The organism is Christiangramia oceanisediminis, assembly GCF_022570735.2.
GTDB lineage: Bacteria > Bacteroidota > Bacteroidia > Flavobacteriales > Flavobacteriaceae > Christiangramia > Christiangramia oceanisediminis.
Window position 1 is genome coordinate 483,298 of sequence record NZ_JANCNS010000001.1, and the last position, 25,228, is coordinate 508,525.

At 42.9% G+C, this 25,228-nt stretch carries 22 protein-coding genes and 1 tRNA gene; 10 read left to right on the forward strand and 13 right to left on the reverse strand.

From position 1 onward, the window contains the following. Positions 1-90 precede the first annotated feature (90 nt). The 3 genes from MKO06_RS02145 to MKO06_RS02155 all read left to right on the forward strand — a co-directional run bounded on the left by MKO06_RS02145 (position 91) and on the right by MKO06_RS02155 (position 1,471). Complete coding sequence (locus tag MKO06_RS02145; protein ID WP_241550695.1) at positions 91-306, forward strand: hypothetical protein; 216 nt, start codon at positions 91-93, stop codon at positions 304-306. Between the two features lie 81 nt (positions 307-387). Continuing rightward, positions 388-1,005, forward strand: a complete 618-nt coding sequence (locus MKO06_RS02150) for a metallophosphatase domain-containing protein (RefSeq protein WP_241550696.1) — start codon at positions 388-390, stop codon at positions 1,003-1,005. Between the two features lie 136 nt (positions 1,006-1,141). After that, positions 1,142-1,471 carry a hypothetical protein gene (locus MKO06_RS02155; RefSeq protein WP_256946144.1) on the forward strand — a complete coding sequence of 110 codons (330 nt, stop codon included), beginning with the start codon at positions 1,142-1,144 and terminating at the stop codon, positions 1,469-1,471. Positions 1,472-1,532: 61 nt separating this feature from the next. On the opposite strand, the gene MKO06_RS02160 is transcribed toward MKO06_RS02155, so the two are convergent. From MKO06_RS02160 to MKO06_RS02190, 7 genes are all read right to left on the reverse strand, one after another. Further along, complete coding sequence (locus MKO06_RS02160) at positions 1,533-1,910, reverse strand: response regulator transcription factor (protein WP_241550698.1); 378 nt, start codon at positions 1,908-1,910, stop codon at positions 1,533-1,535. Then, the gene (locus tag MKO06_RS02165; protein ID WP_241550699.1) at positions 1,907-4,255 is read right to left on the reverse strand and encodes a PAS domain S-box protein; all 2,349 of its coding nucleotides are present in this window, start codon (positions 4,253-4,255) and stop codon (positions 1,907-1,909) included. The genes MKO06_RS02160 and MKO06_RS02165 overlap by 4 nt, the downstream gene beginning before the upstream one ends. Before the next feature lie 493 nt (positions 4,256-4,748). Beyond that, positions 4,749-5,750: a GDP-L-fucose synthase family protein gene (locus MKO06_RS02170; protein ID WP_241550700.1), complete on the reverse strand. Its 1,002-nt coding sequence runs from the start codon at positions 5,748-5,750 to the stop codon at positions 4,749-4,751. An 88-nt stretch (positions 5,751-5,838) separates the two neighbouring features. After that, positions 5,839-6,222, reverse strand: coding sequence for a GxxExxY protein (locus MKO06_RS02175; RefSeq protein ID WP_241550701.1), 384 nt, complete (start codon positions 6,220-6,222; stop codon positions 5,839-5,841). Positions 6,223-6,256: 34 nt separating this feature from the next. Beyond that, positions 6,257-7,372, reverse strand: a complete 1,116-nt coding sequence (gmd, locus tag MKO06_RS02180; protein ID WP_241550702.1) for a GDP-mannose 4,6-dehydratase — start codon at positions 7,370-7,372, stop codon at positions 6,257-6,259. 245 nt (positions 7,373-7,617) lie between these two features. After that, a complete protein-coding gene (locus tag MKO06_RS02185; RefSeq protein WP_241550703.1) occupies positions 7,618-8,853 on the reverse strand; it encodes a glycosyltransferase family 4 protein in 1,236 nt (411 codons plus the stop codon). Beyond that, on the reverse strand, positions 8,841-9,881 hold the full coding sequence (locus MKO06_RS02190) for a glycosyltransferase family 4 protein (protein WP_241550704.1): 1,041 nt from the start codon (positions 9,879-9,881) through the stop codon (positions 8,841-8,843). The genes MKO06_RS02185 and MKO06_RS02190 overlap by 13 nt, the downstream gene beginning before the upstream one ends. Positions 9,882-10,165: 284 nt before the next feature. Between MKO06_RS02190 and MKO06_RS02195 the strand changes: the two genes are divergently transcribed. From MKO06_RS02195 to MKO06_RS02215, 5 genes are all read left to right on the forward strand, one after another. Further along, positions 10,166-10,744 carry a YceI family protein gene (locus tag MKO06_RS02195; RefSeq protein WP_241550705.1) on the forward strand — a complete coding sequence of 193 codons (579 nt, stop codon included), beginning with the start codon at positions 10,166-10,168 and terminating at the stop codon, positions 10,742-10,744. Between the two features lie 26 nt (positions 10,745-10,770). Continuing rightward, the gene (locus MKO06_RS02200; RefSeq protein ID WP_241550706.1) at positions 10,771-12,024 is read left to right on the forward strand and encodes a hypothetical protein; all 1,254 of its coding nucleotides are present in this window, start codon (positions 10,771-10,773) and stop codon (positions 12,022-12,024) included. Between the two features lie 90 nt (positions 12,025-12,114). After that, a complete protein-coding gene (locus MKO06_RS02205; RefSeq protein WP_241550707.1) occupies positions 12,115-12,684 on the forward strand; it encodes a YceI family protein in 570 nt (189 codons plus the stop codon). A gap of 47 nt (positions 12,685-12,731) precedes the next feature. Continuing rightward, complete coding sequence (locus MKO06_RS02210; protein ID WP_241550708.1) at positions 12,732-14,009, forward strand: acetyl-CoA hydrolase/transferase family protein; 1,278 nt, start codon at positions 12,732-12,734, stop codon at positions 14,007-14,009. Between the two features lie 88 nt (positions 14,010-14,097). After that, positions 14,098-14,379, forward strand: a complete 282-nt coding sequence (locus MKO06_RS02215; protein WP_241550709.1) for a hypothetical protein — start codon at positions 14,098-14,100, stop codon at positions 14,377-14,379. A gap of 702 nt (positions 14,380-15,081) precedes the next feature. Here MKO06_RS02215 and MKO06_RS02220 read toward each other — a convergent pair. Continuing rightward, positions 15,082-15,154: transfer RNA gene (locus tag MKO06_RS02220), tRNA-Gln, on the reverse strand. A 213-nt stretch (positions 15,155-15,367) separates the two neighbouring features. On the opposite strand from MKO06_RS02220, the gene MKO06_RS02225 reads away from it, so the two are divergent. Both MKO06_RS02225 and MKO06_RS02230 read left to right on the forward strand, forming a co-directional pair. Continuing rightward, on the forward strand, positions 15,368-18,682 hold the full coding sequence (locus tag MKO06_RS02225; RefSeq protein WP_241550710.1) for a DUF2723 domain-containing protein: 3,315 nt from the start codon (positions 15,368-15,370) through the stop codon (positions 18,680-18,682). A gap of 49 nt (positions 18,683-18,731) precedes the next feature. Further along, positions 18,732-19,430: a polysaccharide deacetylase family protein gene (locus tag MKO06_RS02230; protein ID WP_241550711.1), complete on the forward strand. Its 699-nt coding sequence runs from the start codon at positions 18,732-18,734 to the stop codon at positions 19,428-19,430. Here MKO06_RS02230 and MKO06_RS02235 read toward each other — a convergent pair. The 5 genes from MKO06_RS02235 to MKO06_RS02255 all read right to left on the reverse strand — a co-directional run bounded on the left by MKO06_RS02235 (position 19,414) and on the right by MKO06_RS02255 (position 25,197). Next, positions 19,414-19,710: a thioredoxin family protein gene (locus MKO06_RS02235; protein WP_241550712.1), complete on the reverse strand. Its 297-nt coding sequence runs from the start codon at positions 19,708-19,710 to the stop codon at positions 19,414-19,416. The genes MKO06_RS02230 and MKO06_RS02235 overlap by 17 nt on opposite strands. A gap of 74 nt (positions 19,711-19,784) precedes the next feature. Beyond that, a complete protein-coding gene (locus tag MKO06_RS02240; RefSeq protein WP_241550713.1) occupies positions 19,785-21,011 on the reverse strand; it encodes a metallophosphoesterase in 1,227 nt (408 codons plus the stop codon). Positions 21,012-21,141: 130 nt separating this feature from the next. Then, complete coding sequence (locus MKO06_RS02245) at positions 21,142-21,912, reverse strand: 3-hydroxybutyrate dehydrogenase (protein WP_241550714.1); 771 nt, start codon at positions 21,910-21,912, stop codon at positions 21,142-21,144. Then, positions 21,909-22,700, reverse strand: coding sequence for an alpha/beta fold hydrolase (locus MKO06_RS02250; protein ID WP_241550715.1), 792 nt, complete (start codon positions 22,698-22,700; stop codon positions 21,909-21,911). Before MKO06_RS02250 ends, MKO06_RS02245 begins: the two co-directional genes overlap by 4 nt. A 16-nt stretch (positions 22,701-22,716) precedes the next feature. Then, positions 22,717-25,197, reverse strand: a complete 2,481-nt coding sequence (locus MKO06_RS02255) for a TonB-dependent receptor (RefSeq protein WP_241550716.1) — start codon at positions 25,195-25,197, stop codon at positions 22,717-22,719. Between the last annotated feature and the right edge of the window lie 31 nt (positions 25,198-25,228).

Consider the following 25,228-nt stretch of genomic DNA (forward strand, 5'->3'; position numbering starts at 1 on the left):
GTTACCCAAGTTAAATTTTCGTCAAACTTGATCGCTAACATTCCCGGTATGGAAATTGGTAACTATATTTGAACAGGTCAAAAATCAACTATGTTTTTTAAAGTAGGAATAAAGGTATTATTTATAGCGGTAGAGATCTTTTTAGGCTTCTACAGTCTTGTGATCAGCGATAGTTTATTGCTGAAGTTTGCATTTTTTACGGTTACCGCTGGTATTATCGCTTTTGCCATGCTTAAAACCATTGGCAAAATTCTTCCTGTGGATAAAGATTATTATTCTACCGAAACTGACGAAGACAATATTTAAGGAATAAATACAATTACGAATAGTCCGTCGGTCTTCCCGGCGGATTTTTTTATTTATCTTGCTGAACGATATCACACCAATATGAGGCTTATCTGTCTGGCCGACACCCATAATCAACACCGCGATCTCGATTTACCCGAAGGAGATATTCTCATTCATGCAGGAGACTGTACCGATGGTGGATCAGCACGGGAAAGTCTCGATTTTTTAGACTGGTTTAGTGAGCAACCTCATAAACATAAGATCCTGGTACCCGGGAATCACGATTTCTTTTTTGAAAAAGAACATCATAAAGATCAAATTCCAGAAAACCTGCATGTACTCATAGGCCAGTCGTTGGAGATCAAGGGTATTAAATTCTGGGGCTCTCCCTATACTCCCGGAATGGCCAACTGGGCATTTCAACGGGAACGGGGTGCCGAACTCAGGTCACACTGGGAACAGATTCCGCAGGACACTCAAATCCTTATAACCCATACACCGCCGTACGGCATTATGGATGATACCGCACGCGGACTAAAACTGGGATGTGAAGAGCTGGCTGGAAAGCTGGAGTCGTTAAAACCTGATTATCACCTGTTCGGCCACATACACCACGCTGCCGGCAGCAAGACCTTTTCAAATACTAAATTTTTTAACCTTTCTGTTCTGGACGAGCGCTTCAGGATAATGAACGAACCTGCCGTTATAGAACTGTAAGTCTTACTTTTAGCCATTACTGCCTTATCAACCGAAGTTAAAAATTTATTAACTATGGAAGTATTAGTTTTTTTTTAACAGCTTTTGCACTGTCTAGTAGTATTTTAGCCCTGACTAACGAGACGCAAAAAAGACTATGAATAGAATGACTACTCCAGAAATAATTGACGAAATCAAGAACTTAATTTCGTTCAGCATTCAGGAAAGAAATGTGGAAAATAACGGCTTCCAGACGCTACATCGTTCCATTGTGAAGAAGTATTTTGAAGCCAAGCAGGTCGTTATAAATTATGATAACCAAACCATCGATATGCAACTACCGGTGGGTCATAGAAAATATACAAGCATCACTTTTGAATGTCAGGATATTGAGCGATTCCTAAAATCATGCCTTAAAAAGGACGAAAAGAGCCTTTTTTATTACCAGAGCTTGCTTTCCAATTATAATGTGACTTCAGCAGCTTAAAAAGCGATCTAGATAAAATATCAACAGAAGAGTTCGGTCCCTACGCCGGACTTTTTTATTTTTAGTCTGCCGCGATCTCCTTCAGCGTTGCAACCTTAAGAGGCTTGGAAAGAAACCCACGGATTCCGGGAAATTCATTTATCTTTTCCTTATCAGAATAAGCGATGGACGATGTCACTATATACACCTTGCTTTGAGTATACAGGTCTGGAAACTCTTCCTGCAGTGACCTCAAAAACTGCCATCCGTCCATTAAGGGCATATTGATATCCAGCAGGATCACCCTAGGCAGCACAGCCTTTGAAACAAAATTATCCAGCGCATCCTGTGGCCGCGTATAAAAATACGCCTCACCAAATGCCTGTGACCGCTCGATGAACTTCTTAATGATCGTTTTGTAAACCTCGTCATCATCAATGACCGCTATATCACTTTTCATTGGAAGCTTACTTTAAATGTGGTACCTACTCCGGGCTGACTTTTTACCTCTATACCGCCGCCCATCGCATTGATCTGGTTCTTAGTGATGAACAATCCCACTCCCCTGGCATCCTTTCTGCCCGAAAAGGTCTTATACAAGCCGAATAATTTGTCCCCGTGTTTTTCTAGATCGATCCCGATCCCGTTATCACTGAATTCGAGTTGCCATTTCCCGTTTTCAGGATAGGCTTTCAGCTGGATCTTCAGTTTTCTCGATTCATCAGAATAGCGCAAGGCATTGGTTAGGAAGTTCAGGATCACACTTTCCATATAGGCCGGGTTAAAATTTACCCGCATCTGCTCCGGAATATCAATATCTATACTGGCACCGGCCTGGCAAATCTGGTGCCTTAACATTTCAAGGGTCTGGTTGACAACCTCCAGAACCCGGATCGATTCTACCTCGATATCTAAATTGGTATTTATGGAAACCACCTCGTTAAGATCGCTCAGTGACTGATCCAGGTTAGCCGAAACCTTTTCCAGTAGTTTTAGATAATTTTCCCGTTCCCGCTCGTCCTGCTCGCCGTCTAGCAACTCCAGGATAGATTGCATATTACTGGAATGAGATCTCAGGTTATGTGATACGATATAGGCAAAATTAAGCAGCCGCTTGTTCTGCTCCATAACCAGCTCGTAGGATTTGACAAGGTTTAGTTCTGCTTCCCTCTTTTCGGTGATGTCCCTAAGGTTGACCACGAAGCCATTCACATGTTCGGTTTCCAGCATATTTGTAAGAGTGGCGTTCACCCAGAACCAGTTATCATTGGAATCTTTCACCCTCAGGATGATATCAGTAATGGGTTCAGCTGGCCTGGCATAGGAAGTTTCTACCTTTTCACGCAGCAAATCCTGATCATCTGGATGTATATAATGTAATACCCCGTTCCCTACAAAATCAATATTTTCATAACCTGAAACTTTGGTGAGCGCAGGAGAATAATAAAGCACCTCATTTTCGGCATTTATGATCAGGATGATCTCATCTGAATTCTCCACCAGTGACCGGAAGCGTTTTTCATTGTATTTTAAACGCTTCTTGGCATGTACCCTTGCCGAAACATCCTCCACCAGGGCAATATGCGTGCTGGCTTCTTCACCTTTTGGCCAAAGCGCCGAAACGTTAAGGTTGATCCAGATGACCTCGCCATCCTTTCGGATAAGCCGCTTCCTGAGACTGTATTCCCTGATCCTGTTCTGTTCCAGGTCATGCATGAGTTCCAGGTTCTCTGCAATATCTTCGGGATGAGAGATCTGGGTATGCACCATCTGGTGTAATTCCTTTTTCGAATAGCCCAGCAATTCCCGGAACTTTTTATTGGTTTCCAGGATCTCCCCGGTCTGGGTGTTCACCCGTGCCATCCCTATCGCAGCCTGGTTGAAAATTGTACGAAAGCGCATCTCGGTCTCGGCGAGTTCGCCAGCCTGCTGCTGCAGTTTTTCAGCCAGCAAGGCAGGCTGCTTTAAGGCATTATAAATGATCCAGCCAAAGGAACCCGAAAGCACCAGAATCAACAGGCCAACAGGGATCAGGATATACAAGGGTCTTGACGGACTCACCGGAATGATATGGATCTTCCAGTCCCCATCGGGCAGGCTGATCCCTTCGGAATAAGAAAAATCTGAAATCTCAGCTTCAGAAAGGAAGAACTTTTCTCCCCCGGTTACGGGATCGGTTTTGGAGAACTGGAACCGGTATTCATCCCCCGCGAGATTATGGATACCGGATTGATCGACGAGGTTATCAAAATCGATAAGAACGGCAACAAATCCCCAGAATTCATTATCTATAAATACGGGCAACCTACCTATCACTGCCATTCCGCCCTGCCTGAGTTCCAGCGGTCCGGCAAAGAACATCCGCCTCTCGTCGATCGCCTTTAAAGCTTCCTGGTTACGGGTAGAATCCTTTAAAATATTGTAATTGATCGCTTCCTTATTAGGCTCATATGGATAGACCCTGGTAATGATCCCTTTTGGAACGATCTGTATGCCATCGATATTCGGGTTGTTGTCCACCAGCTGGGGAGCGACCTTATCAAAATTCCTGATCTCACCATTCTCATCTACCTGCAAAGCCAGTGAAGTGGCTGCGGAATAGCTATACTTAAGAGACTGCTCAATGTTCTGACCTACCACCTCTACAATGCCGGACATTTCTCCCTGCCTGTTCTCGAGAAGGATCTGGTAGCGCTGCCATAACATAAATAATCCGGCGACCAGCAGGAACAATCCGGCCAGCAGCCCAAAGAATAGAGGCTTCCTATTGGCAATACCTGAAGGATTGGAAGATCGTGTAGTCATCAACTCGAGTTAGGGCCGGTTGGAAATTAAGATTTCAAATATAGGTAAATCGCTGTGATTGGGAAGTTTATTTTTTGGTTGTCTGTTTGTAGTCTGTTATGGGTTGTCCGTTGTTGGTTGTTTGGGGTTTAGCTGGGGTTGAAAGTGGATAGTTGAGAGTGAGACAGTGATACGGTGATGCGGTGAGACGGTAAGACGGTGAGGCGGTGAGGCGGTGATGCGGTGATGCGGTGCTAGAGATTCAAGATTTAAGATTTAAGGTTGGGAGTATTGAGTATTGAAAATAAAAAATAGTGGAGAGAGGAAAGTGGAGAGTGTGAAGCAGTGGTAAAGTGTTTCAGTGATTCAGTGATTCAGTGAGGCTGTGATGCGGATCTATCATTCAAAATTTAAGATTCAAGATTTGTGGTGATAAAAATCAAAATTTATACGTAAACAGACCACCCACAACAGATAACCCACAATAGACAACAGACAACCCCCACAGACAACTTTACATCTTCACCTCCTTAAAATTATCTTCATTTTCTAAAAACCAGTTATAAGTCTTGCGGATTCCTTCTTCAAGTGAAGTAGAAGCTACCCAGCCAGCCTTTGTCATTTTTTCAACATGCATCAATTTTCGTGGAGTGCCATCTGGTTTCGAGGAATCCCATTTCACCTTTCCCTTATATCCCACGATCTTTTGAATAAGGTTTGCCAGTTCTTTTATACTCAGGTCCTGCCCTGTTCCAATATTGTATAAATACTCTGGCAATTGATTCTCAAGGGTAAATTGTACTGCTTCGGCCATATCATCTACAAACAGAAATTCCCGCATAGGACTACCGGAACCCCACAGTTCGACAAACTCATTATCGACAAGCTCACTGCGGTTTTCGACAGGCTCACTCTGCCCGGCCTTCTCCATTTTCAGCTTAGCCTCATGAAATTTTCGGATCATCGATGGCAATACATGCGAGGTTTTCAGATCAAAATTATCATTGATCCCGTATAAATTCGTTGGCATCAGGCTTACATAATCCTTTCCAAACTGCATCCTGATAGCTTCACAGGCTTTCACCCCTGCGATCTTCGCAATAGCGTAAGCCTCGTTGGTGGGCTCAAGGCTACCCGTTAACAAATATTCCTCTTTTAAAGGTTGAGGAGCATGCTTTGGATAGATACAGGAACTGCCTAAAAAGATGAATTTTTCTATCCCATTCTTGTGGGCACAGTCGATCAGGTTATTCTGTATCTGCAGATTTTCCATCAAAAACTGATAAGGATGATCCCTATTGGCTAGGATTCCTCCTACCCTGGCTGCAGCATCAATTACCGCTTCAGGTCTCTCCCTTTTGAAAAAATCCTGTACAGCTTTCTGATCCCGCAGGTCCAGTTCTTTCGAGGTCTTTCCAATAAGATTCGTATAACCCTGGGACTCCAGCCTTCTCCAGATTGCTGAACCTACCATTCCTTTATGGCCCGCTATGTATATCTTTGTATTCTTTTTCATCCTTTATATTCTGATTTTTTGAAAGACCCCTACTCTAATCCTGATTTGTATCGATTACATAGATTATAACGGATTCCGCGGATTCCTTTTAGTTAAGAGTGTTTATAAAACGTTTCCACTTCAAACTCTTTTCACCAAAGTTGACGAGTAGACCAACTTCCTTATTTGTTGCCTTTAAGTAATTGATGATCTGGTTTTCCATATTCTTATTAAGAAACGAGACAGATTTCAACTCAATTATAATTGAGTCATAACATAGAAAATCAGTTTTGAAATATTTATTTAGCTTCTGGCCTTCGTAGTATAATTCTAATTTCTTCTGTTCTTGAAAGGGTATTTCTTGTTTCCTAAACTCCTTTGTTAGTACTTCCTGATACACCGATTCCAGAAATCCACTCCCCAAATTCTTATGGACCATCATATACGCACCTATGATTTTATAAGTCTCTTCTTCAAATAACAGTGGTGACATAATCCGTGTAATCCATTTTAATCCGTGTAATTATTTACTCAAAATAATTCATAACCTTAAACCCTCCTCCTTTCAAATATTGCTCTCTTTGCATTAGCTTGATATCACTCTGCATCATGTCTTTCACAAGATCCTGAAGTTCATATTCCGGTTTCCAGCCTAATTTTTTGTGGGCTTTGCTGGCGTCACCTATCAGCATATCTACTTCGGTAGGTCTGAAATAATTTGGATCTATGTTCAATACTTCCCTGCCGGTCTCTAACTGAAACCTGGAATCAGAGCAACTTTCTATGAAAGCTTTTTCATTTGCGCCCTCGCCTTCAAACCTAAGTGTTATTCCCAATTCCCCAAATGCCATTTTTACAAAATCTCGTACCGTGGTGGTTTTTCCCGTAGCGATGACCCAGTCTTCGGGTTCTTCGGCCTGCAGTATCATCCACATCATTCGTACATAATCCTTGGCGTGTCCCCAGTCTCTCTGTGCATCCAGATTTCCAAGGTAAAGTTTATCCTGTAAACCAAGAGCGATCCTGGTGGCAGCCCGGGTGATCTTTCGGGTTACAAAGGTTTCCCCTCTTAGTGGAGACTCGTGATTGAACAGGATGCCGTTACAGGCAAACATTCCATAAGCCTCCCGGTAGTTCACGGTGATCCAGTAGGCGTATAATTTCGCCACCCCATATGGGGAACGCGGATAAAACGGCGTGGTTTCGGTTTGGGGTACTTCCTGCACCTTTCCATATAATTCGGAAGTTGATGCCTGGTAGATACGGGTTTTCTTTTCCAGCCCCAGCAATCGAACCGCATCAAGTATTCGCAGGGTACCCAGGCCGTCGGCATTCCCGGTATACTCCGGGATCTCGAAAGACACTCCCACATGGCTCATCGCTGCCAGGTTATAGATCTCATCGGGTTGAATTTCCTGGATAAGTCTAATCAGGTTCGTCGAATCGGTTAGATCTCCATAATGAAGGATAAAATTCCTGTTCTTTTCATGGGGGTCCTGGTATAAATGGTCAACCCTGTCTGTATTAAAAAGTGAAGACCTTCTTTTTATTCCATGAACCACATAACCTTTCTTTAAAAGGAATTCACTTAGGTAAGCCCCATCCTGCCCGGTAACCCCGGTTATCAATGCTATTTTACTCATCTGCTTTATTTAGAACTAAAATTTGAAGCTGGTAGACCTGAAAACACGAAAATTTTCTCTCTCAGGCCAGGGCGGTTATTAAAACCTTGTAGACTAATATACATAATTATGTTTTTTACAGCGGAAGGAAAAGCAGCGGTTTTACCTGAAATATTAAATAAATCCATTTTAAAAATCACCGAATTAATGCGGATCCCATTTATTAAATGAATGGTGTATAGACTCCGGTTTTATAAACCTTCCAATCACCTGGAATTCAGAATTTCGTCGATCTTCCCTGCCATGATATCACCGTATTCACTAATGGGATATTTTGCGGCAGTACGCATGGCTTCCCTTCCAATTGCTTCAATTTTCTCAGGTTCATTCAAAATTTCCTTCAGTTTACTAACGAGCTGCTTCGTATTTCCGGGTTCTACCAGCCAGCCGTTGCGACCATCTTCTATAAAATCGGCTCCACAGGTTCGTCTAGTCGTGATTACCGGGGTGCCCTGGGACATGGCTTCGGTCACTACAAGACCGTAGCCTTCAAACAAGGATGGGAAAATCAAAATATCGTGATTCCTCATTTGTTCCAGGATCTCTTCATGTGGCAAAGAGTTGATCCAACGGTGCTGTTTCAATCCCTTATTCAAGGGGATGCAATCTTCTACAACTTTGCGACCAATGATCGTAAGCTCTATACTTTCTCCCAGCAAATCCATTGCTTCAAAAATATTAGCAAGGCCTTTTCGTTGTGATAATCCGCCTACAAATAATAATTTCAGCTTTCGATCGGTTGGGGGCACATAGCTTCTGTTTGGTAAAGGTTCCGGAAAGCCATACGGCACTACATGCACGGCAGCCAATTTCCCCGGATACCATCCCAGCGTTTCTTTGGTAAAACTGCTTGCTACGAAAATATGATCGGCCAAAGCGAGCTCCATGTCTTTTCTATACAATTTCTCGCGCGAATCCTTAAATCCGGTTAAGGTGACTGCCCAGTCGGGCCTGTTTTCCTTTTCACCGTTCAATAATTCACGCATGGCCCGCCAGTAACCAATGGGCAGATCGTAAAAACAAATGATATTGCCCTCCTTTGCCTTTTGAAAAGTTTTAAACGCTCCGTCTTCATAAGCATATATGGCTTCAGATTCGCCTAAATTCATGCTTACTTTTCTATCCAGGTGCGTATATATTTTATCTACCGAAAAGATCCCTTTTTCATGGGCCATCAAAAACGCGATCTTGAACCTTATCGAGAAATGTCTGCCAAGTTCCTTTAATGGTTGGGTTCTGGTCTTTCGCATTACTTCAGCAGAATAAGACCTTCTTAAAAGAGCTTTAAATGGTGAGTTCTTCACTACCTGGTATAAAAGTCCACCTTCCCCGATCGCAATGGAAGTATAAAAGCGATGTAAGGAACCCTTCCTTAAAAGCCCCACTAACAGGGCCCTTACATTTGCATTACCAGTTGGATGGGATAAGCTTATTTTAGACATTCAGCCTGATGATTTTTGAACACATTCTTTAAGACCTCAAAATACTTTTCAGCAACTTTTTCTGAAGAATGATCATCCAGATGCGGCCTGGCCTTGCTTTTCAATTCTTCCTGTAATTGACTATCTTCTATAAGCTTCCAGGTTTCTGAATAAAACGATTCCATATTATTTCGCGTAAATATAACACCGGCTTCCCCCACAGCATCAACAAGACCTCCATCACCAGACACGATTGGGATACAACCACAGGCCATCCCTTCAAGGGCTATATTTCCAAATGGCTCACGCCACCTGGAAGGCACCAGTATATATTGATGCCTATTCAATTCATCAACCAGATCTTCGCCTTTAAGGACTCCTTTAAATTTAACCTGATTATTCAATTCGAGTTTTTTAACCAGGTCTTCCAACGTTTTTTTTTCTGGCCCCTCTCCTATAACGGTAAGGCTGAAATATTTATCATTCCTGTTCTTAATTAGGTAAAGGAGTTGAACTGCCATATCCACGCCTTTATCAGAAACCAGCCTTCCCAGGAAAACAAAATCATTATTCCTGGCTATTTCAGCCTTAATCCTGAATAACTCATCCCGATAAGGGTTCCCGATAATAACAGCATCTGAATTTAGACTATCAGCAATTGGCTTACTTACTGCAATGAGTCTGTTGGCCTTGCCAAGTTTTAAGGTTTTAAGATGATCCTGCCAGCCTTTCTTACCATTCTGCCGTGCGACCCAGGTCCTGATAGCGATAACATTAAGTTTATTATAAACTACAGACGGCCAGGATAACTTTAAACATGGATTGTTCTCATAGACTATTTCTGCCCATTTATGTTCTTTTATTATTTGTTGCAATGAAGGATCCCTGATCACCAAAAAAGGGAAAGTCTTTTCTCCTGTTTCCCTGGTCCAGGTAAGCAGATGAACCTCTGCCCCGAATTTTGAAAAATAGGTAGCCAGAATTTCAGAATTGACCTCTATTCCGCCTACTTCAGGATAAAACCTATGAGAAATAAAAAGGATCTTCATTTTCGGCTCTATTTTTAATCCGTCTAATATATTCTTATTGAACTGATAACCAGTTAAATATATAACTTTTATGAAGTTCCATTAGTTTATTTTATCCTTTACTTATCTAAAAAATAGCATATTCCTGGATCGACGATCTACTTCACGTCTTGTTTTGACCTTCAAAACCTGACGAAAATCAGGTTTTAGCCTATAAAGCCTCAAAAATTCCAAAACCTGACCCCTGTCATATTTTAAAGCCCACTGCTAACGCAAATTTGTACTGTTAATTAAAATCAATCACAATGAAAAGTTTCAACCTCATAATCGTAGCAATCCTGATTAGTTTCGGTTTTAACACGCTCAATGCACAAACCTACCGTCTTAATAACAAGGCTTCAGAAGTCCTGGTTGACGGGACCTCCAACATCCATGACTGGACCATAGAAGCTGAAAGTGCTTCAGGAACGATTAGTCTTAATCAAAATGGAAAGGATTTAAACGGCATCTCAAAACTGGAGTTCACGGTGGAAGCCGAAAGTTTGAAAAGTGGAAAAGGCGGAATGGACAAAAACACTTATAAAGCTCTTAATACAGACGATCATAAACTAATAACCTACCAGCTAAAAGAAGTGAATAATATCGAGAAGTTAAGCGATAACAGCTACAAGGTATCCACCACCGGAATTATGGAGATCGCAGGTACAAAAAAGAACATCAGGCTGGATTTCAATTTAAAAACCAATTCCAACACCATCAGCCTTAGCGGTGAACATAATCTAAAAATGACCGATTATGGTGTAGAACCTCCAACAGCAATGTTCGGTACCATTACAACCGGCGATACAGTTAAGATCAAATTCAAAACACAATTTTCAATTTAAGAACCTCAACCTAAAAATCAAATACAATGAAAACTACAATCAAATATTTCGCTCTAGCTATTATTGCTATGCTCACGCTGCCAACTGTAGCACAAAATCAGCGTGACCTTGACAACTTCCGTTATCGCGATCAAAGAGGAATTAACCAGTTTGAAGCTCCTAAAGATACCGTTTCTACCTTTGACGGACTTCATGTACGAATAGGTGGTGCTTCCACCATCCAGTTCCAGGATCTGGATCAGGAAAATTCAGGTGCGGTGGAATTAAATGACCTTGAAGGAAACTTTAACCTGGCAACTGCCAACCTTGACCTTGATGTGGCACTATACGACGGGGTAAGGATGCACCTTAGAACTTACCTGTCTTCTCAGCACCATAATGAGGCTTATGTTAAGGGTGGTTATATTCAAATAGACAAACTTGACTTTATTAGGAAAGGTTTTGCTGAAGGGCTTATGGACCACATGAGAGTTAAAATTGGTCACATGGAAAATAACTATGGTGATGCTCACTTCAGAAGAACCGATAACGCCATGGCCCTTTATAATCCTTTTATTGGTAACTACCTGATGGATAGCTTTACCACTGAAGTTGGTGCAGAGGTGTATTATTTTGGTGGCCCCTGGTTAGCCATGGTAGGTTTTACAAATGGTAAATTAAACCAGTCTACCATCGAAGTTGATACCGAACTATCCTGGTTAGCCAAGTTTGGTTATGACAACCAGATCACTGATAATTTCAGGTTGAGGCTTACCGGATCTGTTTTCGCCTCTCCACAAAGACAATATGGTTCCCGTGGAAGTACTCAGTACCTTTATGCCGGTGACCGTGCAGGAACCAGATATTACAACGTAATGGAAGGCTCTTTTAGAGCGGGAAGAATTAACCCTGATTTTGGTGAAGAACTTACTTCTTTCATGTTCAACCCGTTCATAAAATATGGTGGTCTGGAGTTCTTTGGAATAATTGAAGTAGCGACAGGTGGAAGCGTGGATGCAATTCCAGAAAAAGAAGATATCACCTGGAACCACTATGCTGCAGAGCTTATTTACCGCTTCGGAACAGATGACGACATCTTTGTGGGAGCACGTTATAATACTGCCAACGATGATGATGTTTCTGTAAACCGTTTCAACCTTGGCGCTGGATGGTTCTTAACAAAGAACATTCTTTTAAAAGGTGAATACGTGAACCAGGAATATAATGATTATCCAACTGGCAACCTTTTTGAAGATGCGCAGTTCAATGGAGTAATGCTTGAGGCCGTAATAAGCTTCTAAGATTCAAAAAAAGTTTCGGGTAGCTTTCTTAAATTGAGGTTTAAGGATCGCTGCCCGAAATTATTTCAGGAAATCTCAAAATTCTGAATCATGAAAAAGTTATTTCTATTTCTCGGAATAATACTGCCTAGTCTAATGCTTCAGGCACAGAAGGATTTCGATACTGAGAACATCATGATACTGCCTGATAGCGAATTGATCATTGCGGGAAGTACCAATGTCAACAAGTTTAATTGCGTATTCGATATATCGCTGATTAGTGGCTGGAAAAAGATCAGGATCAGCCGGGAAGAAAGATTCCTTAGGTTTCATGAACTATACCTTCCCTTAAGGACCGACGGTTTTGATTGTGGAAATAAAAGAATGAACTCTGATTTCCAGGATCTTTTAATGTGTGATAAATATCCAGAGATCAGGATCAAAATAAATAAAATCGAATTATTCCCGGGAGAATACAATAAGGCGTATGTAAGTGTTGAACTCGCCGGAAAGTCGAAAGATTATGAACTCCCGGTACTTGTGAGCAAGGAACACTTCATTGGAAAATTTAAGATCAACATTCGTCATTTCGGGCTGGAGCCTCCTAAAAAGGCATTGGGTCTGGTAGAAGTTGATGAGATGATAGAAGTTCAATTCAATCTAAACCTGGACCACCAATAAGATCCTTTTCTTTTTAATTATTTCAGAAGCTAAACCATAAAACAATCATGAAAAAGCTACCTATAGTTTCAGCTCAGGAAGCCGTTGCAAAAATAAAATCCAACCAGCGTATTTTCTTCCAGGGAGCCGCAATGACCCCAACCGTTCTGATAGATGCTCTTTGTGACAGGTTTGCCGAACTAAGAAATGTTGAGATCATCCAAATACATACAGAAGGACATGCGAAGTATACCGAAGCCCCCTACAACGAATCTTTTAGGACCAATACCTGTTTTGTGGGTGGTAACGTTAGAAAAGCCGTGAATTCGAATTTTGGAGCGTATATTCCTATTTTTCTAAGCGAGATCCACGTCCTTTTCAGAAAGAATATTCTTCCTTTAGACTGTGCCTTTATCCAGGTTTCTCCACCAGACAAACACGGATTTTGTTCTTTGGGCGTTTCTGTAGACATCACCCTGCCTGCCATTCAGCATGCAAAAACTGTCATCGCGCAGATCAATCCCAATGTCCCTAGGACCCACGGTGATGGCATCATACATATAGACAGGCTGGACGCCGCAGTGGAGGTAGATCAGCCCATCTTTGCTCATATGTTTACCCAACCCACTGAAATAGAAAAAATGATAGGTGCCCATGTAGCCGGCTTAATAGAGGATGGAGCTACCCTACAAATGGGAATTGGCGGGATACCCAACGTGGTTTTAAACAATCTCACCAATCACAAAAGGCTTGGTATTCATACCGAAATGTTTTCAGACGGAGTCCTTCCTCTTATCGAAAAGGGAGTAATTACCGGGGAAGAAAAGGAGATCAAAACCGGGAAACTGGTTACCTGCTTTGCGGTTGGATCTCAGAAACTATATGACTTCATAGACGACAACCCAATCGTTCACTTTAAGGAAGCAGCCTACACCAATGACACGGCCATCATCAGGCAGAATCCTAAGGTCACGGCCATCAACTCGGCGATCGAGATCGACCTTACCGGACAGGTATGTGCCGATACCATTGGGAAAATTCAGTATTCCGGCGTTGGAGGACAGATGGATTTTATAAGAGGTGCCGCCCTTTCTGAAGGAGGCAAGGCGATCATTGCCATGCCCTCTACCACCAGCAAGGGGATTTCGAAAATTGTTCCCTACCTCAGGGAAGGTGCCGGGGTAACGACCACCCGGGCGCACGTACATTATATCGCAACCGAATACGGGGTGGTAGATCTTTTTGGGAGGAACCTGAAACAGCGTGCTGAAGCCCTTATCTCGATTGCCCATCCAGATCACCGGGAAGAATTGTCGACACAGGCTTTTGAAAGACTGAACACCTGATCTTTACAAAGCATCGAAAAGCTGAGGATCGTCATTTTTTAGGAAGACTCTGCAAGGTATTTTTACATGGTAATTAAAAAACGAAGCCATGAAGTTATATACAAAATTATATGAAGATTTCAACGAAATGTACCTTGGATACGCCGGACTGGCCATTATCGCATCAAGCTGCCTTGGATCGATCGCTGCGATGTTGATATTGATGAATGGTCACGGTGTGGCAAATATGCTGCAGTTAATGGCGGTGGTAATAGTTTGTATGACCTTTAATGCTGCCGTACTGGCTCAATTAAAGACAAAATTCGTATTCAATAGCTTAATATTCAGCCTTCTTGTAAGTACGATCTTCATAGTAGTGAACCTCATTTAAAAAAAAATTTGAATAAGCCTTTTTCAGGTCGCCTTTTCTGAATTTCATTGGAGTGATTCGGAAAGGGCGATCGTTTTTTTAGTATGGAGTAGTTAGTATTGAGATGTGAGATTTTAGATGTGAGATTTTAGAAGTACGAATTATGAAAATTTTTAATGGCTCCTATGGCCACGGATGCACGGATAAGTTGATATTCCCTAGTTGATTGACTGTCAACTAAAAAAACGGCCTATCGAAAGTTTTACAGATAAATTTTCATCAGTTAGGCTTCGACTCCGCTCAGTTAAGGCTCCGTTCGAGAGATTTAAAGCCACGAATGCACTAATATTTTCTCCTCAAGCTGTCACTTCGAGCACTTCGGCTACGCTCAGTACAGGCTCCTTCGAGAAGAAAGCGAGAGGTGTCAAAACCATGAAATCGAAGAATGGAAAGAAAGGATGTATGACTAATTTAAAGGCTTCGACTCCGCTCAGCCTGACACTCACTTTACTCAATTCTGATTATTGAACACTGAATACTGACTACTGAATACTGAAAACTAAAAAAGCCCAAACTTTTCAGTTTGGGCTTTTTGTTGGCCTACCAGGGCTCCCTTAGACGAAGTTTATATTGAGGGAAGACGAAATGCCCAGGATTAACTTCCCGCCCTTCAGAATTCGACATAAAAAAACCCGACCTTTTCAGATCGGGTTTTGCACTTTGTTGGCCTACTAGGGCTCGAACCTAGACTCTTCTGGACCAAAACCAGACGTGTTGCCAGTTACACCATAGGCCAATGCTTAAATGCGGATGCAAATTTAAAACAAACTTTAATTTACACAAACTTTTTCTGAAGATTTTCCTGAAAAAATTCAAAAAATTCAGCCTAAAAATACTGCCCTATTCATTTTCAGAGCTTTCCTAAAATAATCGCTTTTATACATCGTTTTGAAAGCATTCGGCATTTTATTATTAAATTCGCCACTTTAGTAGAACTACACGAGTATTTATGACAGATTTTAACTTTAGCAAGTGGAACAAAATCCTGGGATGGCTGGTTTTTGTGATCGCTTTGACTACCTATACGCTTACTCTTGAGCCAACGGCAAGTTTCTGGGATGCCGGTGAATATATAGCAACTTCTGCGAATCTTGAAGTAGGCCACCCACCGGGCGCTCCTTTTTACCAGATGATGGGTGCATTCTTCGCAACTTTTGCCCCCGATAATGGTTCGGTAGCGCTGATGATCAATTTCATGTCTGGCTTTGCCAGTGCTGTGGCCATCATGTTCATGTTCTGGTCTATCACTATCCTGATATTGAAAATTGCAGGGCCTGTTGAAAAGTTAAGTTCTACACGAAAAATAGCCATTTTGGGCAGCTCCATGGTGGGCTCTCTTGCCTTCACCTTCAGCGACAGCTTCTGGTTCAATGCCGTGGAAGCCGAGGTATACGCCATGGCCGCCTGCTTTATGTCCGTCATGTTCTACCTGGGACTTTTATGGGAACGCGATATGTTTAAACCACGAGGCAATCGATGGATCATCCTGATCTCCCTGGTTATTGGCCTGTCATTTGGAGTTCACTTTATGGGCCTTCTTACTTTGCCGGCCATCGGATTTCTGTATTTCTTTAAGAACTATAAAAAAGTTACCGTTAAGAATTTTATCATTGCCAATATAGTAGTGGTAGCCGTTTTGATGTTCATTTTCAAACTGCTTCTACCTTATACCCTCACGTTCTTCTCGGCTTCTGAACTGTTCTTTACCAACAGCCTGGGGATGCCATTTAACACGGGAACCATTATTGCGCTATTGGTGATCGTTGCTGCCTTTTATTTCCTGATCAATTACACCCGCAAAAAGGAACTATATAAATACAACACGCTTTTATTATGTATACTTTTCGTACTGATAGGTTTTTCAAGCTGGGTGATGCTACCTATTCGAAGTAACGCGCCTACAGTGATCAACGAGAACAGCCCAGATAACGCACGAGAGCTGCTCGCCTATTACAACCGTGAGCAGTACGGGGAGACCCACCTTTTCTACGGTCCGCAATGGACTGAAATGTATGCCGGCCTGGACCCGGACAATCCATACGACGATGCCAAACCAAAATATGAAAAGGACGAAGAACTTGGAAAATATGTGATCGTTAATGATTATAAGAACGCCAAGCAAAACCTGGACGACGACCATAAAGCAATTCTTCCCAGGATGTGGAGTACAGAGCATGCAGTGAATTATATGGAATTTACCGGTCCGCTGGACTTCACCGTAAAACCTGAATATCAAAGCGAAGACCGACTGATCTCGGCTGTGAATGAATTCAAAAACCAGTATTCGCGAGGGGAACGCAGCCTGGAAGATTATCATGAATTCCTGAGGCAATTCAGTGATTACCTGGATGTTCAAAAACCGAGTTTTGCCAAGAACATGGGCTATCTTTTTGAATACCAGATAGGCTATATGTACTGGAGATATTTCATGTGGAACTTCGTGGGAAGACAGGATGATGTACAGGGAAAATACAGCGACCTGCATGGAAACTGGCTTAGCGGCATCAATTTTATTGATGAGATGCACCTTGGTTCGCAGGAAGACCTGCCCAGTGACGCAAAGAATAACAAGGCGCGTAATACCTATTATTTCCTTCCCCTAATTCTTGGACTTATAGGTCTCATTTTTCATCTGAAAAGAGATAAAAAGAATTTCTGGGTGCTGATGGTGTTTTTCCTGTTTACGGGAATCGCCCTGAAGATCTACCTGAACGAAAGGCCATTTGAACCTCGAGAAAGGGATTATGCCCTGGTTGGATCGTTCTATGTCTTTGCCATGTGGATCGGGTTCGGGGTATATGCTCTTTACGACAAGCTGAAGGCCTCAATTAGTCCGAAAATAGTCGCACCCGTAGTAATAGCAGGTAGTTTGCTTTGTGTTCCGGTATTGATGGCTTCAGAAAACTGGGACGACCATGACCGCTCGGGAAGGGATACTGCCTTTATCATGGCGAAAATGTACCTCGATTCTGTAGACGAGAACGGGATCCTGTTCACCATAGGTGATAACGACACCTTTGCCCTGTGGTATGTTCAGCAAATCGAGAAATACCGAACCGATGTGCGAATCGTTAACACCAGCCTGCTGGCTACCGACTGGTATATAGACCAGATGAAGCGGAAGGCCTTTGAAAGCGACCCGGTACCATCACAACTGGACAACGACTTTTACAATGGTAAGAACGATGCCATTTTCTTACGAGAGGTAACCCAGGATACCATCCTGATAAGCACCTGGATGAACTATATTGAAAATAGCGATCCCCGAACCCAGGCCGAACTTCAGAGCGGAACCATGATCAATACATTCCCAACTCGTTACGTTCGCATCCCGGTTGATAAGCAAACGGTTCTTGAAAACAATATTGTTGATGAATCGGAAGCCGATGAGATCGTGGATCATATTGATATCGAGATCGGCACACAGGTACTTTACAAGAACAGACTGCTTATGCTTGACATCCTGGCCAATAATGATTGGAAAAGGCCCATCTATTTCACTGGCGGAAGCTTTGGAGACGAAGATTATCTTTGGATGAAAGATTACCTCCAACTGGAAGGTGTTACTTATAAACTGGTACCAATAAGAACACCGGTAGATCCTAGAAACCCGTTCGATATGGGAAGGGTGAATACCGAAAAGATGTACAATATCGTAAAGAACTGGGATTGGGGAAATATGGGATCACCTGATATTTACCATGATCCCGAAACCCGTAAGAATTCCATCACCTACCGAAGCAACCTTGCCAGGCTGGTAGAAAACCTACTTACCGAAGGTGATACCATCCATGCCGAAGAGATCCTTGATCTTGGAATGGAGAACATGCCGGTTGAATATTATGATTATTACACCCTGCTTGAACCCTTTATCAGCGGTTATTACGAGGTGAACGAACCTCAAAAGGGACGTGAGATATGGGAAAAGGTGGTGACCAAACACCAGGAAAATCTTCGATTCTTCAGCAACTGGGATGTAGACAGGCAGTATTTATATGCCGATGAGATCATAACCGAAATGGAACGCTATCGCGGGCTCATCAACCTTCTTTCAGTTTATGAAGATGCCGCCACGGTAAGGGAAAAGGCCGAAGAATTTAACAGTTATCTTAAGCTGTTCAGGCATTTCTACCGGGATGAAGAACAAATAGAGACCTCTTCTTTCGAAGACCAGCTCAACGAAGAAATGTTACAACAGGGACTTGACGGTAGCACCCCTCCTTCAGAATTAGATTCCCTGGCGATCGACTCTCTAGAAGAATAAGACTTTAAAGAGCCTGAAATGATTCAGGCTCTTTTTTTACCTTCCATGTATGAAATTATTTCTGGCAAAGTATCCGGGATTGCTGAAAAGACTCTACCCTGGCAGGATTACTCGATTGCCGGAAAAAGAGGCTATTTATCTAACTTTTGACGATGGCCCGGTTCCCGAAGTCTCGCCCTGGGTTATGGAAGAACTAAAGAAATATGATGCCAAAGCCACTTTCTTCTGTATTGGCGATAATGTGAAAAAACATCCGGAAATCTTTAAGCTTCTGCTGAAGGAAGGTCATGCTGTGGGAAACCATACGTTTAATCATTTAAACGGCTGGAAAACCTCTTTGGATGCATTTATTAAAAATACGCTGAAGGCTGAAGAAGCCATGAGCGACATTGAAAGTTTCAGGCAAGAATCAAAAAACAATTCCGGTAAAAATTCCATCGAACATACAACTCCCAACTACCCACTCTTTCGCCCTCCATATGGCCGCATCAAAAATTCACAGGCTGGCAAATTGAACCTGCTAGGATACAAAATCCTGATGTGGGATGTGCTCAGCGGTGATTATGACCAGGAGATTTCAGCTGAAAACTGTTATAGGAATGTGATTAAAAACGCAACTGCAGGAAGTACCATTGTTTTTCATGACAGCCTGAAAGCTGAAAAAAACCTTCGTGAAGTTCTTCCGAAAGTGCTTGTATATTATGCTAAGAAGGGATTCAAATTCCGAAGTCTTAAAGATATTCTTTAAGCAAACCAATTAAAGTATTGGCATCCTGTTCACCGCTATGCCGCCATTTCATCTCCCCAGACTTATATATCATCAAAGTGGGCAAACCTTTAACCCTAAGTGCTTCGGCCAGTTGTGAATTCTTATCTACATCTATCTTGATCACCTTGGCCTTGTCTCCCATAGCAGCCGCAACGTCTCGTAAAACCGGATGCATGGCCACTGAAGATTCATTCCACTCTGTATAAAAATCGAGCAATACCGGGATCTTAAGATCTACTAATTCACCAAATTTTGACATAATTCAGTATTTAAACCGGGGCCTTTTGAGAACAGCCCCTGCCAGTTACTATCAAATATAGCAAATTCTTCGAATTAAGCGGGTTTAGGACCCTTTTTCAATTCTATCACGCTAATCTCCGGCCAGATTCCCACACGGCCAGGATAAGCAAGGAAACCGAAGCCGCGGTTCACATTGATATACCTGCCTGATTCTTCGTAAATTCCAGCCCAGTGCTTGTATCGGTACTGAACCGGGCTCCACCTGAACCAACCCGGGATCTCGATGCCGAACTGCATTCCATGAGTATGTCCGCTAAGGGTAAGGTGGTAATGCTTATCGTGCTTTTTAACCTCTTCTTCCCAGTGTGAAGGGTCGTGACTCAATAGCACTTTAAAATCATCATTTGAAACTCCTTCACCGGCTTTCTCCAGGTCACCGGCTTTTTTGAAACCACCAATTCCCCAGTTCTCTACGCCTACCAGGGCGATGCGTTCCCCGTTCTTTTCAATGAAACGGTTTTCGTTAAGCATAAGATCCCAACCCATTTCGGCATGTGTCTTCTTCAGGCGATCCAGGTTTTCCCTTTTCGCGTCTCCCGACTCCCAGTTATGATAATCTCCGTAGTCATGATTTCCCAATATAGAGTAAACTCCATCTTTTGCATTTACTTTCGAAAACAGGTCTTTCCAGTCATCCATTTCAGAAGCCAGGTTGTTGACCAGGTCCCCGGTGAATACCACCAGATCTGAATCCTGTTCCTTCAGCAGGTCGATACCATACTGTATCTTCTCCTTGTTATCAAAACTCCCGCTATGGATATCACTGATCTGGCTTATGCGATACCCGTCAAAAGATTCAGGAAGGTCATCAAAATACAGGGTATATCGTAACACCCTGAAGTCATACCGTCCTTTATACATTCCGTATAACAAAGAAGCAAACGGAATTGCTGCAAGACCAAGAGCCACGGTGCTTAGAAATTTCCTCCTGGACGGAATGGAAAAACTTTCACTGGACCCAAATAATTTCTGATAAGTGGCAAGCGGAATTCGGACGATATCCTCCCCAAGCATAAATACGCTTAAGACAATCTTAGATGCAAAGAAGGCCAGAAAAAGGCCTATCGCATAGCCTCTTGCGCCGGCAAAGGTTCCTCCTCCAGAAGACTGGTTGAACTGGTAAAAAAGATTCGCGATCACCAGGAGAGAAAGCACAAAATAGGCAATGGCGATCCAGGTATTTTTGGAAAGGCTTCTTACAGCCTGGTAAGCATAAATGTCAACTATCAAATAAATGACCAACAGGATGATCCAGCGCATGGCAAATTTTTATGCGAATATACCGTGATTCCTGATTGTGACAGAGAATTTCTGTTCATTTTAACTGATAACAAAATAGGCAGGACAAATAATTTACGCCCTGCCTATTTCAACCTAAACAAACTATAAATCATTGAGCACTCCAGCCCCCGTCCAGCACATATGCCGAGCCGGTTATGGCCGAGGCATCTTCTGCCGCCAGAAATAAGGCCAGCTCTGCAATCTTTTTCTCCGGAATGAATTCCTTCACGGCCTGTTTTTTCAACATGACCTTTTTTACGACTTCTTCTTCTGAAAGTCCATGAGCCTTTGCCTGGTCTTTTATCTGTCCTTCAACCAGAGGTGTTTTTACATAACCCGGGCATATGGCGTTACAGGTAATATTGTCACCAGCACCTTCAAGTCCAAGGACCTTGGTGAGGCCAATCACGCCATGTTTTGCTGAAACATAGGCGCTTTTATATTCTGAAGCGCGTATCCCATGTACAGAAGACACGTTGATGATGCGGCCAAAACCATTCTTTTTCATCCCAGGCCATGCAGCCCTGGAGGCTACAAATACCGAATTCAGGTTCACAGCGATGATATTGTTCCATTTCTCAAGCGGAAATTCTTCTACTTTTGAAACATATTGGATTCCCGCATTATTGATCAACACATCAATTTTGCCGAAGGTCTTTTCAGCAAAATCAATGAGATCACCAATTGCCTGCTGGTCCATAAGATTGGCATTCGAAAAGCCAGTTTTTACCTTATATTTTTCACCAATCTCATCGGCGATTTGCTGCCCGTTAGCTTCAAGACCATGGAACATGATGTCGTAACCAGCCTGAGCAAAAGCGATAGCGATGGATTTTCCAATTCCGCTCGTACTCCCCGTTATAAGCGCTACTCTATTCATCCTTTTAAAAATTTTAAGATCGCTGAATTGAACTGCTCCGGCTGGTCCATGGTCACTCCATGCCTGGAGTCTTTTATGACTTCCAGCCTGGCGTTCGGCATTTTATCTACATAGGCTTGTTTCAATTCAACCGGTGTATAATCCATGTCTGAAGCTATAACAAGTGCAGGTTTATCAATTTCCGAGATCCTGTCACCAATCCCCCATTGCATCAGGGTCACGAATGAATTATAATAGGCATCAACGGGATTCTTACTGGCCCTTTCAAAAAAGGCCTCTTTTAAATGTTTCTGTGATTCTTCGGGGAACATATTGCCAGCCACCTGTTCTGCCAGTGGTTTCATACCGTAAGTCTTTAACGAACTCGTTCTCTCGGCGATCATCTGCTCACCGAATTCACCGAGATTATTAAAATTTGGTGCGGTGTTGACGATGACCAGTTTATCGACCAAACCGGGATGCTTTACCGCTAATTCAAAAGCCAGGGCACCTCCCATTGAGAATCCTATTAGATGGCATTTCTCGATCTTAAGCTCGTCCATTAGCAATTTCATGTCATGCGCCGACTGTTCCACACCGTATTCTTCTGAATGTTCAGGGATACTGGAGTTTCCATGCCCACGCATATCGGGAGCGATCAGGCGAAAGTGCTTCGAAAGCGCATCCAGTTGCATATCCCAATCGGCCTTAGTGGATCCTAACCCGTGGAGAAGGAGAACTACCTCCCCTTCTCCCTGATCAAGGTATTCCAGGCTAATCCCATTCTTCAATTCTGTTCTACAGATCATGCTGTAACAGATTTTTTTATTTATTACCTCCTACCGGAAGGTGAAACTTAAGCTCTACCATGTACAATCTTCCTATCGCCGGCGAAGCAACGAACTGTCTTACTTCAGAATCGAAAAGGTTGGTTATCGATGCTCCAAGTGTCCATTTTTCACTGAACCTGTAACCAGCTGTGAGGTCTACGTTAAAGAATCCTCCTAGCGGTCCATAGTTCCAGGTTCTTCCTACTCTGGCATTTTCAACTATCTCGTTGACACCATCCCCGTCAAGATCCTGGGTTTCCGCAGCGATATTGATCCCTGAGAAGAAATCGTATTCCTGTACATATCTACCGTAAAGTGACCCGAAGAATTTGGAACCATTGTAATAGTAACCTAGTCCAAATTTGTTCTGAGGTGTGTTGATCGGCAGATCGGTCTCCAATACCTGCCCATCACGGTTCGCATCGTTGGCAGGATCATTTTCGTCCAGGCTATAATCGAAATAAGAATAGTTAAAAGATAACCTGTTCTTATCGTTGATGAAGTAATTGATCCCAAGGTCTGCTCCATAGGTATCCACTTCCCCAAAATTGAGGTAGGTGAGTACGAATGATCCATCTGAACCAGGAATGAGTTCTCCAATTGGAGTTCCTCCCCTGGTGGCAACCGGTGAAGTTGCAGAGATATTAATTAACGGACTCAGGAAGTTCTCAGACCTGTTGTAGTAGGCGTTTGCTTCCATATATATTTTATCGCCTAAAAGTTTTCCTTTATATCCAACTTCCCAGGATTTGATGGTCTCCACCTGCAATTCGGGAATTTCGGTTCCATCTTCCAGGGTAAATCCTTCCCCGTTACCAAGTACAAGTCCTCCAAAAAGATTTCCGCTAAGGTTCAGAATTGATGGAGCAGCGATACCCTGGCCATAAGTAAGCCTGAAGCTTCCAAAATCGAAGTTTTTAACGAGTGCTGCTTTCGGAATGAAATTGCCACCATATAATTCATGGTTGTCGTAGCGCGCTACGAAAAGCAGGTCAAGATCGGCCTTTTCGAAAGTATATTCCAGTTGTCCGTAAACCCCAACCTGGTCGATGGTAATTCCTCCATCCTGATCCAGAAGATAAGTCCCATTAGAATCGGCATTATCCTGCTGGTACTGCGCTCCTACCACGTAAGTAAGATTTCCAATGTTATTATTATACTGTCCTTCGGCATTCAACCTTGTTGAAGCATCTTCAAATACAGAACCTCTTGGAAGTGAAACCCCGCCATTAGGGAAACCGTCTATTGGGAACCACTGTTCGGTAAAGGAACGCTCCCTCGCCTCTTCTTCAGAGAAACCGTTATTGATGAAAGACACATAGTTCTGGGTACGCTGGTTGATCGCATAAGTATCTTCGGTCTTACTCCAGGTATGATACAGGTTTCCGTAGAAATGAGGAGATACATATTTTAACTGCAGGTAATCGATAGACCAGTCCTTGATCTGGTTTCTACCCGCGTTGGTCACCCCAAGGTTCGAGTTGTTACTGTGGCCATAAGAAGCGATAAGGTCGCTGGTCTCATTAAAGGTAAAATAGGTTGCGGCTCCAAATTTGGTAGTTGAGAAATCCCTGTCCAGGTCCAGCTCATCATAGGCCTGCGTTCCCACATATACTGAATCTACATATTCGAATTCTTCTCCCTGGGTTCTTTCACCCCAAACCTTGAACGCGAAATTATCGTTTACTTTTTGAGCATATCTTCCTCTTGCCGTTAACTGGCTCTGATTACCGGCCCCTACCACAAGGTCCAGACCTTCTGATGTTCTTGGATCTTTGGTTAGCGTGTTCACCAATCCGTTGTGGGCGTTTGGTCCGTAAAGTGCAGCATTAGGCCCAAGAATGATCTCCACTCTTTCAATATCTTCTTTGGTAATGGTCGTGAAAGACCCCAGCGGAAGGCCGGTAGCGATCAAACTTGAAATACGGCCATCCTCAACCTGCAGGTTCTTGGAATTAAAAGCAGAGTTGAATCCGCGAATATTGATCCCGGTTCCCTGAACCCCCGAACGAACAAAATCCACACCTTTCTGGCGGGCAGCAAGCTCTCCCGGGTTTGGTCCGGCAAATGCCTCGATCTGTTCTGAAGAGATCACGTTCACCGTAGCAGGAGCCCTGGTGATCTTCTGTGGTCTACGGTTAGCAGAAACAACCACCTCATCCATTACAGATGCCGAAGGCTGCAGACTGGCGTCCAGCGTCATATCCTGTCCCGCCTCCATGGTAATATTTCTTGTTAGGGTTTCGTAACCTATAAAATAAATATCAATGGTATAATCACCTGCTTCCAGGTCCAGTTCGTAATATCCGTTCTCATTTGTAGTAGCTCCGGTATTGGTTCCCCGAACTATGATATTGGTGCCAAGAAGCGGCTCACCAGTAGCAGCATCGATTACGGTACCGCTCAAAGTCCCAGTCTGAGCAAACGCAAATACGCTTAAAAGCATACTCAGCATGGTGAAAATTTTGACCTTCATAAAAGTTAGTTTTTAATTGTTTTAAGACGAA

What these genes read in the sequence shown, in the direction of transcription:
- MKO06_RS02225 (WP_241550710.1), top strand. Translation starts at nt 15,368, where the DNA reads ATGACAGATTTTAACTTTAGCAAGTGGAACAAAATCCTGGGATGGCTG.
- MKO06_RS02245 (WP_241550714.1), bottom strand. Translation starts at nt 21,912, where the DNA reads ATGAATAGAGTAGCGCTTATAACGGGGAGTACGAGCGGAATTGGAAAA.
- MKO06_RS02200 (WP_241550706.1), top strand. Translation starts at nt 10,771, where the DNA reads ATGAAAACTACAATCAAATATTTCGCTCTAGCTATTATTGCTATGCTC.
- MKO06_RS02215 (WP_241550709.1), top strand. Translation starts at nt 14,098, where the DNA reads ATGAAGTTATATACAAAATTATATGAAGATTTCAACGAAATGTACCTT.
- MKO06_RS02205 (WP_241550707.1), top strand. Translation starts at nt 12,115, where the DNA reads ATGAAAAAGTTATTTCTATTTCTCGGAATAATACTGCCTAGTCTAATG.
- MKO06_RS02150 (WP_241550696.1), top strand. Translation starts at nt 388, where the DNA reads ATGAGGCTTATCTGTCTGGCCGACACCCATAATCAACACCGCGATCTC.
- MKO06_RS02230 (WP_241550711.1), top strand. Translation starts at nt 18,732, where the DNA reads ATGAAATTATTTCTGGCAAAGTATCCGGGATTGCTGAAAAGACTCTAC.
- gmd (WP_241550702.1), bottom strand. Translation starts at nt 7,372, where the DNA reads ATGAGTAAAATAGCATTGATAACCGGGGTTACCGGGCAGGATGGGGCT.
- MKO06_RS02145 (WP_241550695.1), top strand. Translation starts at nt 91, where the DNA reads ATGTTTTTTAAAGTAGGAATAAAGGTATTATTTATAGCGGTAGAGATC.
- MKO06_RS02195 (WP_241550705.1), top strand. Translation starts at nt 10,166, where the DNA reads ATGAAAAGTTTCAACCTCATAATCGTAGCAATCCTGATTAGTTTCGGT.
- MKO06_RS02210 (WP_241550708.1), top strand. Translation starts at nt 12,732, where the DNA reads ATGAAAAAGCTACCTATAGTTTCAGCTCAGGAAGCCGTTGCAAAAATA.
- MKO06_RS02160 (WP_241550698.1), bottom strand. Translation starts at nt 1,910, where the DNA reads ATGAAAAGTGATATAGCGGTCATTGATGATGACGAGGTTTACAAAACG.
- MKO06_RS02235 (WP_241550712.1), bottom strand. Translation starts at nt 19,710, where the DNA reads ATGTCAAAATTTGGTGAATTAGTAGATCTTAAGATCCCGGTATTGCTC.
- MKO06_RS02185 (WP_241550703.1), bottom strand. Translation starts at nt 8,853, where the DNA reads ATGTCTAAAATAAGCTTATCCCATCCAACTGGTAATGCAAATGTAAGG.
- MKO06_RS02240 (WP_241550713.1), bottom strand. Translation starts at nt 21,011, where the DNA reads ATGCGCTGGATCATCCTGTTGGTCATTTATTTGATAGTTGACATTTAT.
- MKO06_RS02190 (WP_241550704.1), bottom strand. Translation starts at nt 9,881, where the DNA reads ATGAAGATCCTTTTTATTTCTCATAGGTTTTATCCTGAAGTAGGCGGA.
- MKO06_RS02250 (WP_241550715.1), bottom strand. Translation starts at nt 22,700, where the DNA reads ATGATCTGTAGAACAGAATTGAAGAATGGGATTAGCCTGGAATACCTT.
- MKO06_RS02170 (WP_241550700.1), bottom strand. Translation starts at nt 5,750, where the DNA reads ATGAAAAAGAATACAAAGATATACATAGCGGGCCATAAAGGAATGGTA.
- MKO06_RS02255 (WP_241550716.1), bottom strand. Translation starts at nt 25,197, where the DNA reads ATGAAGGTCAAAATTTTCACCATGCTGAGTATGCTTTTAAGCGTATTT.
- MKO06_RS02175 (WP_241550701.1), bottom strand. Translation starts at nt 6,222, where the DNA reads ATGTCACCACTGTTATTTGAAGAAGAGACTTATAAAATCATAGGTGCG.
- MKO06_RS02165 (WP_241550699.1), bottom strand. Translation starts at nt 4,255, where the DNA reads ATGACTACACGATCTTCCAATCCTTCAGGTATTGCCAATAGGAAGCCT.
- MKO06_RS02155 (WP_256946144.1), top strand. Translation starts at nt 1,142, where the DNA reads ATGAATAGAATGACTACTCCAGAAATAATTGACGAAATCAAGAACTTA.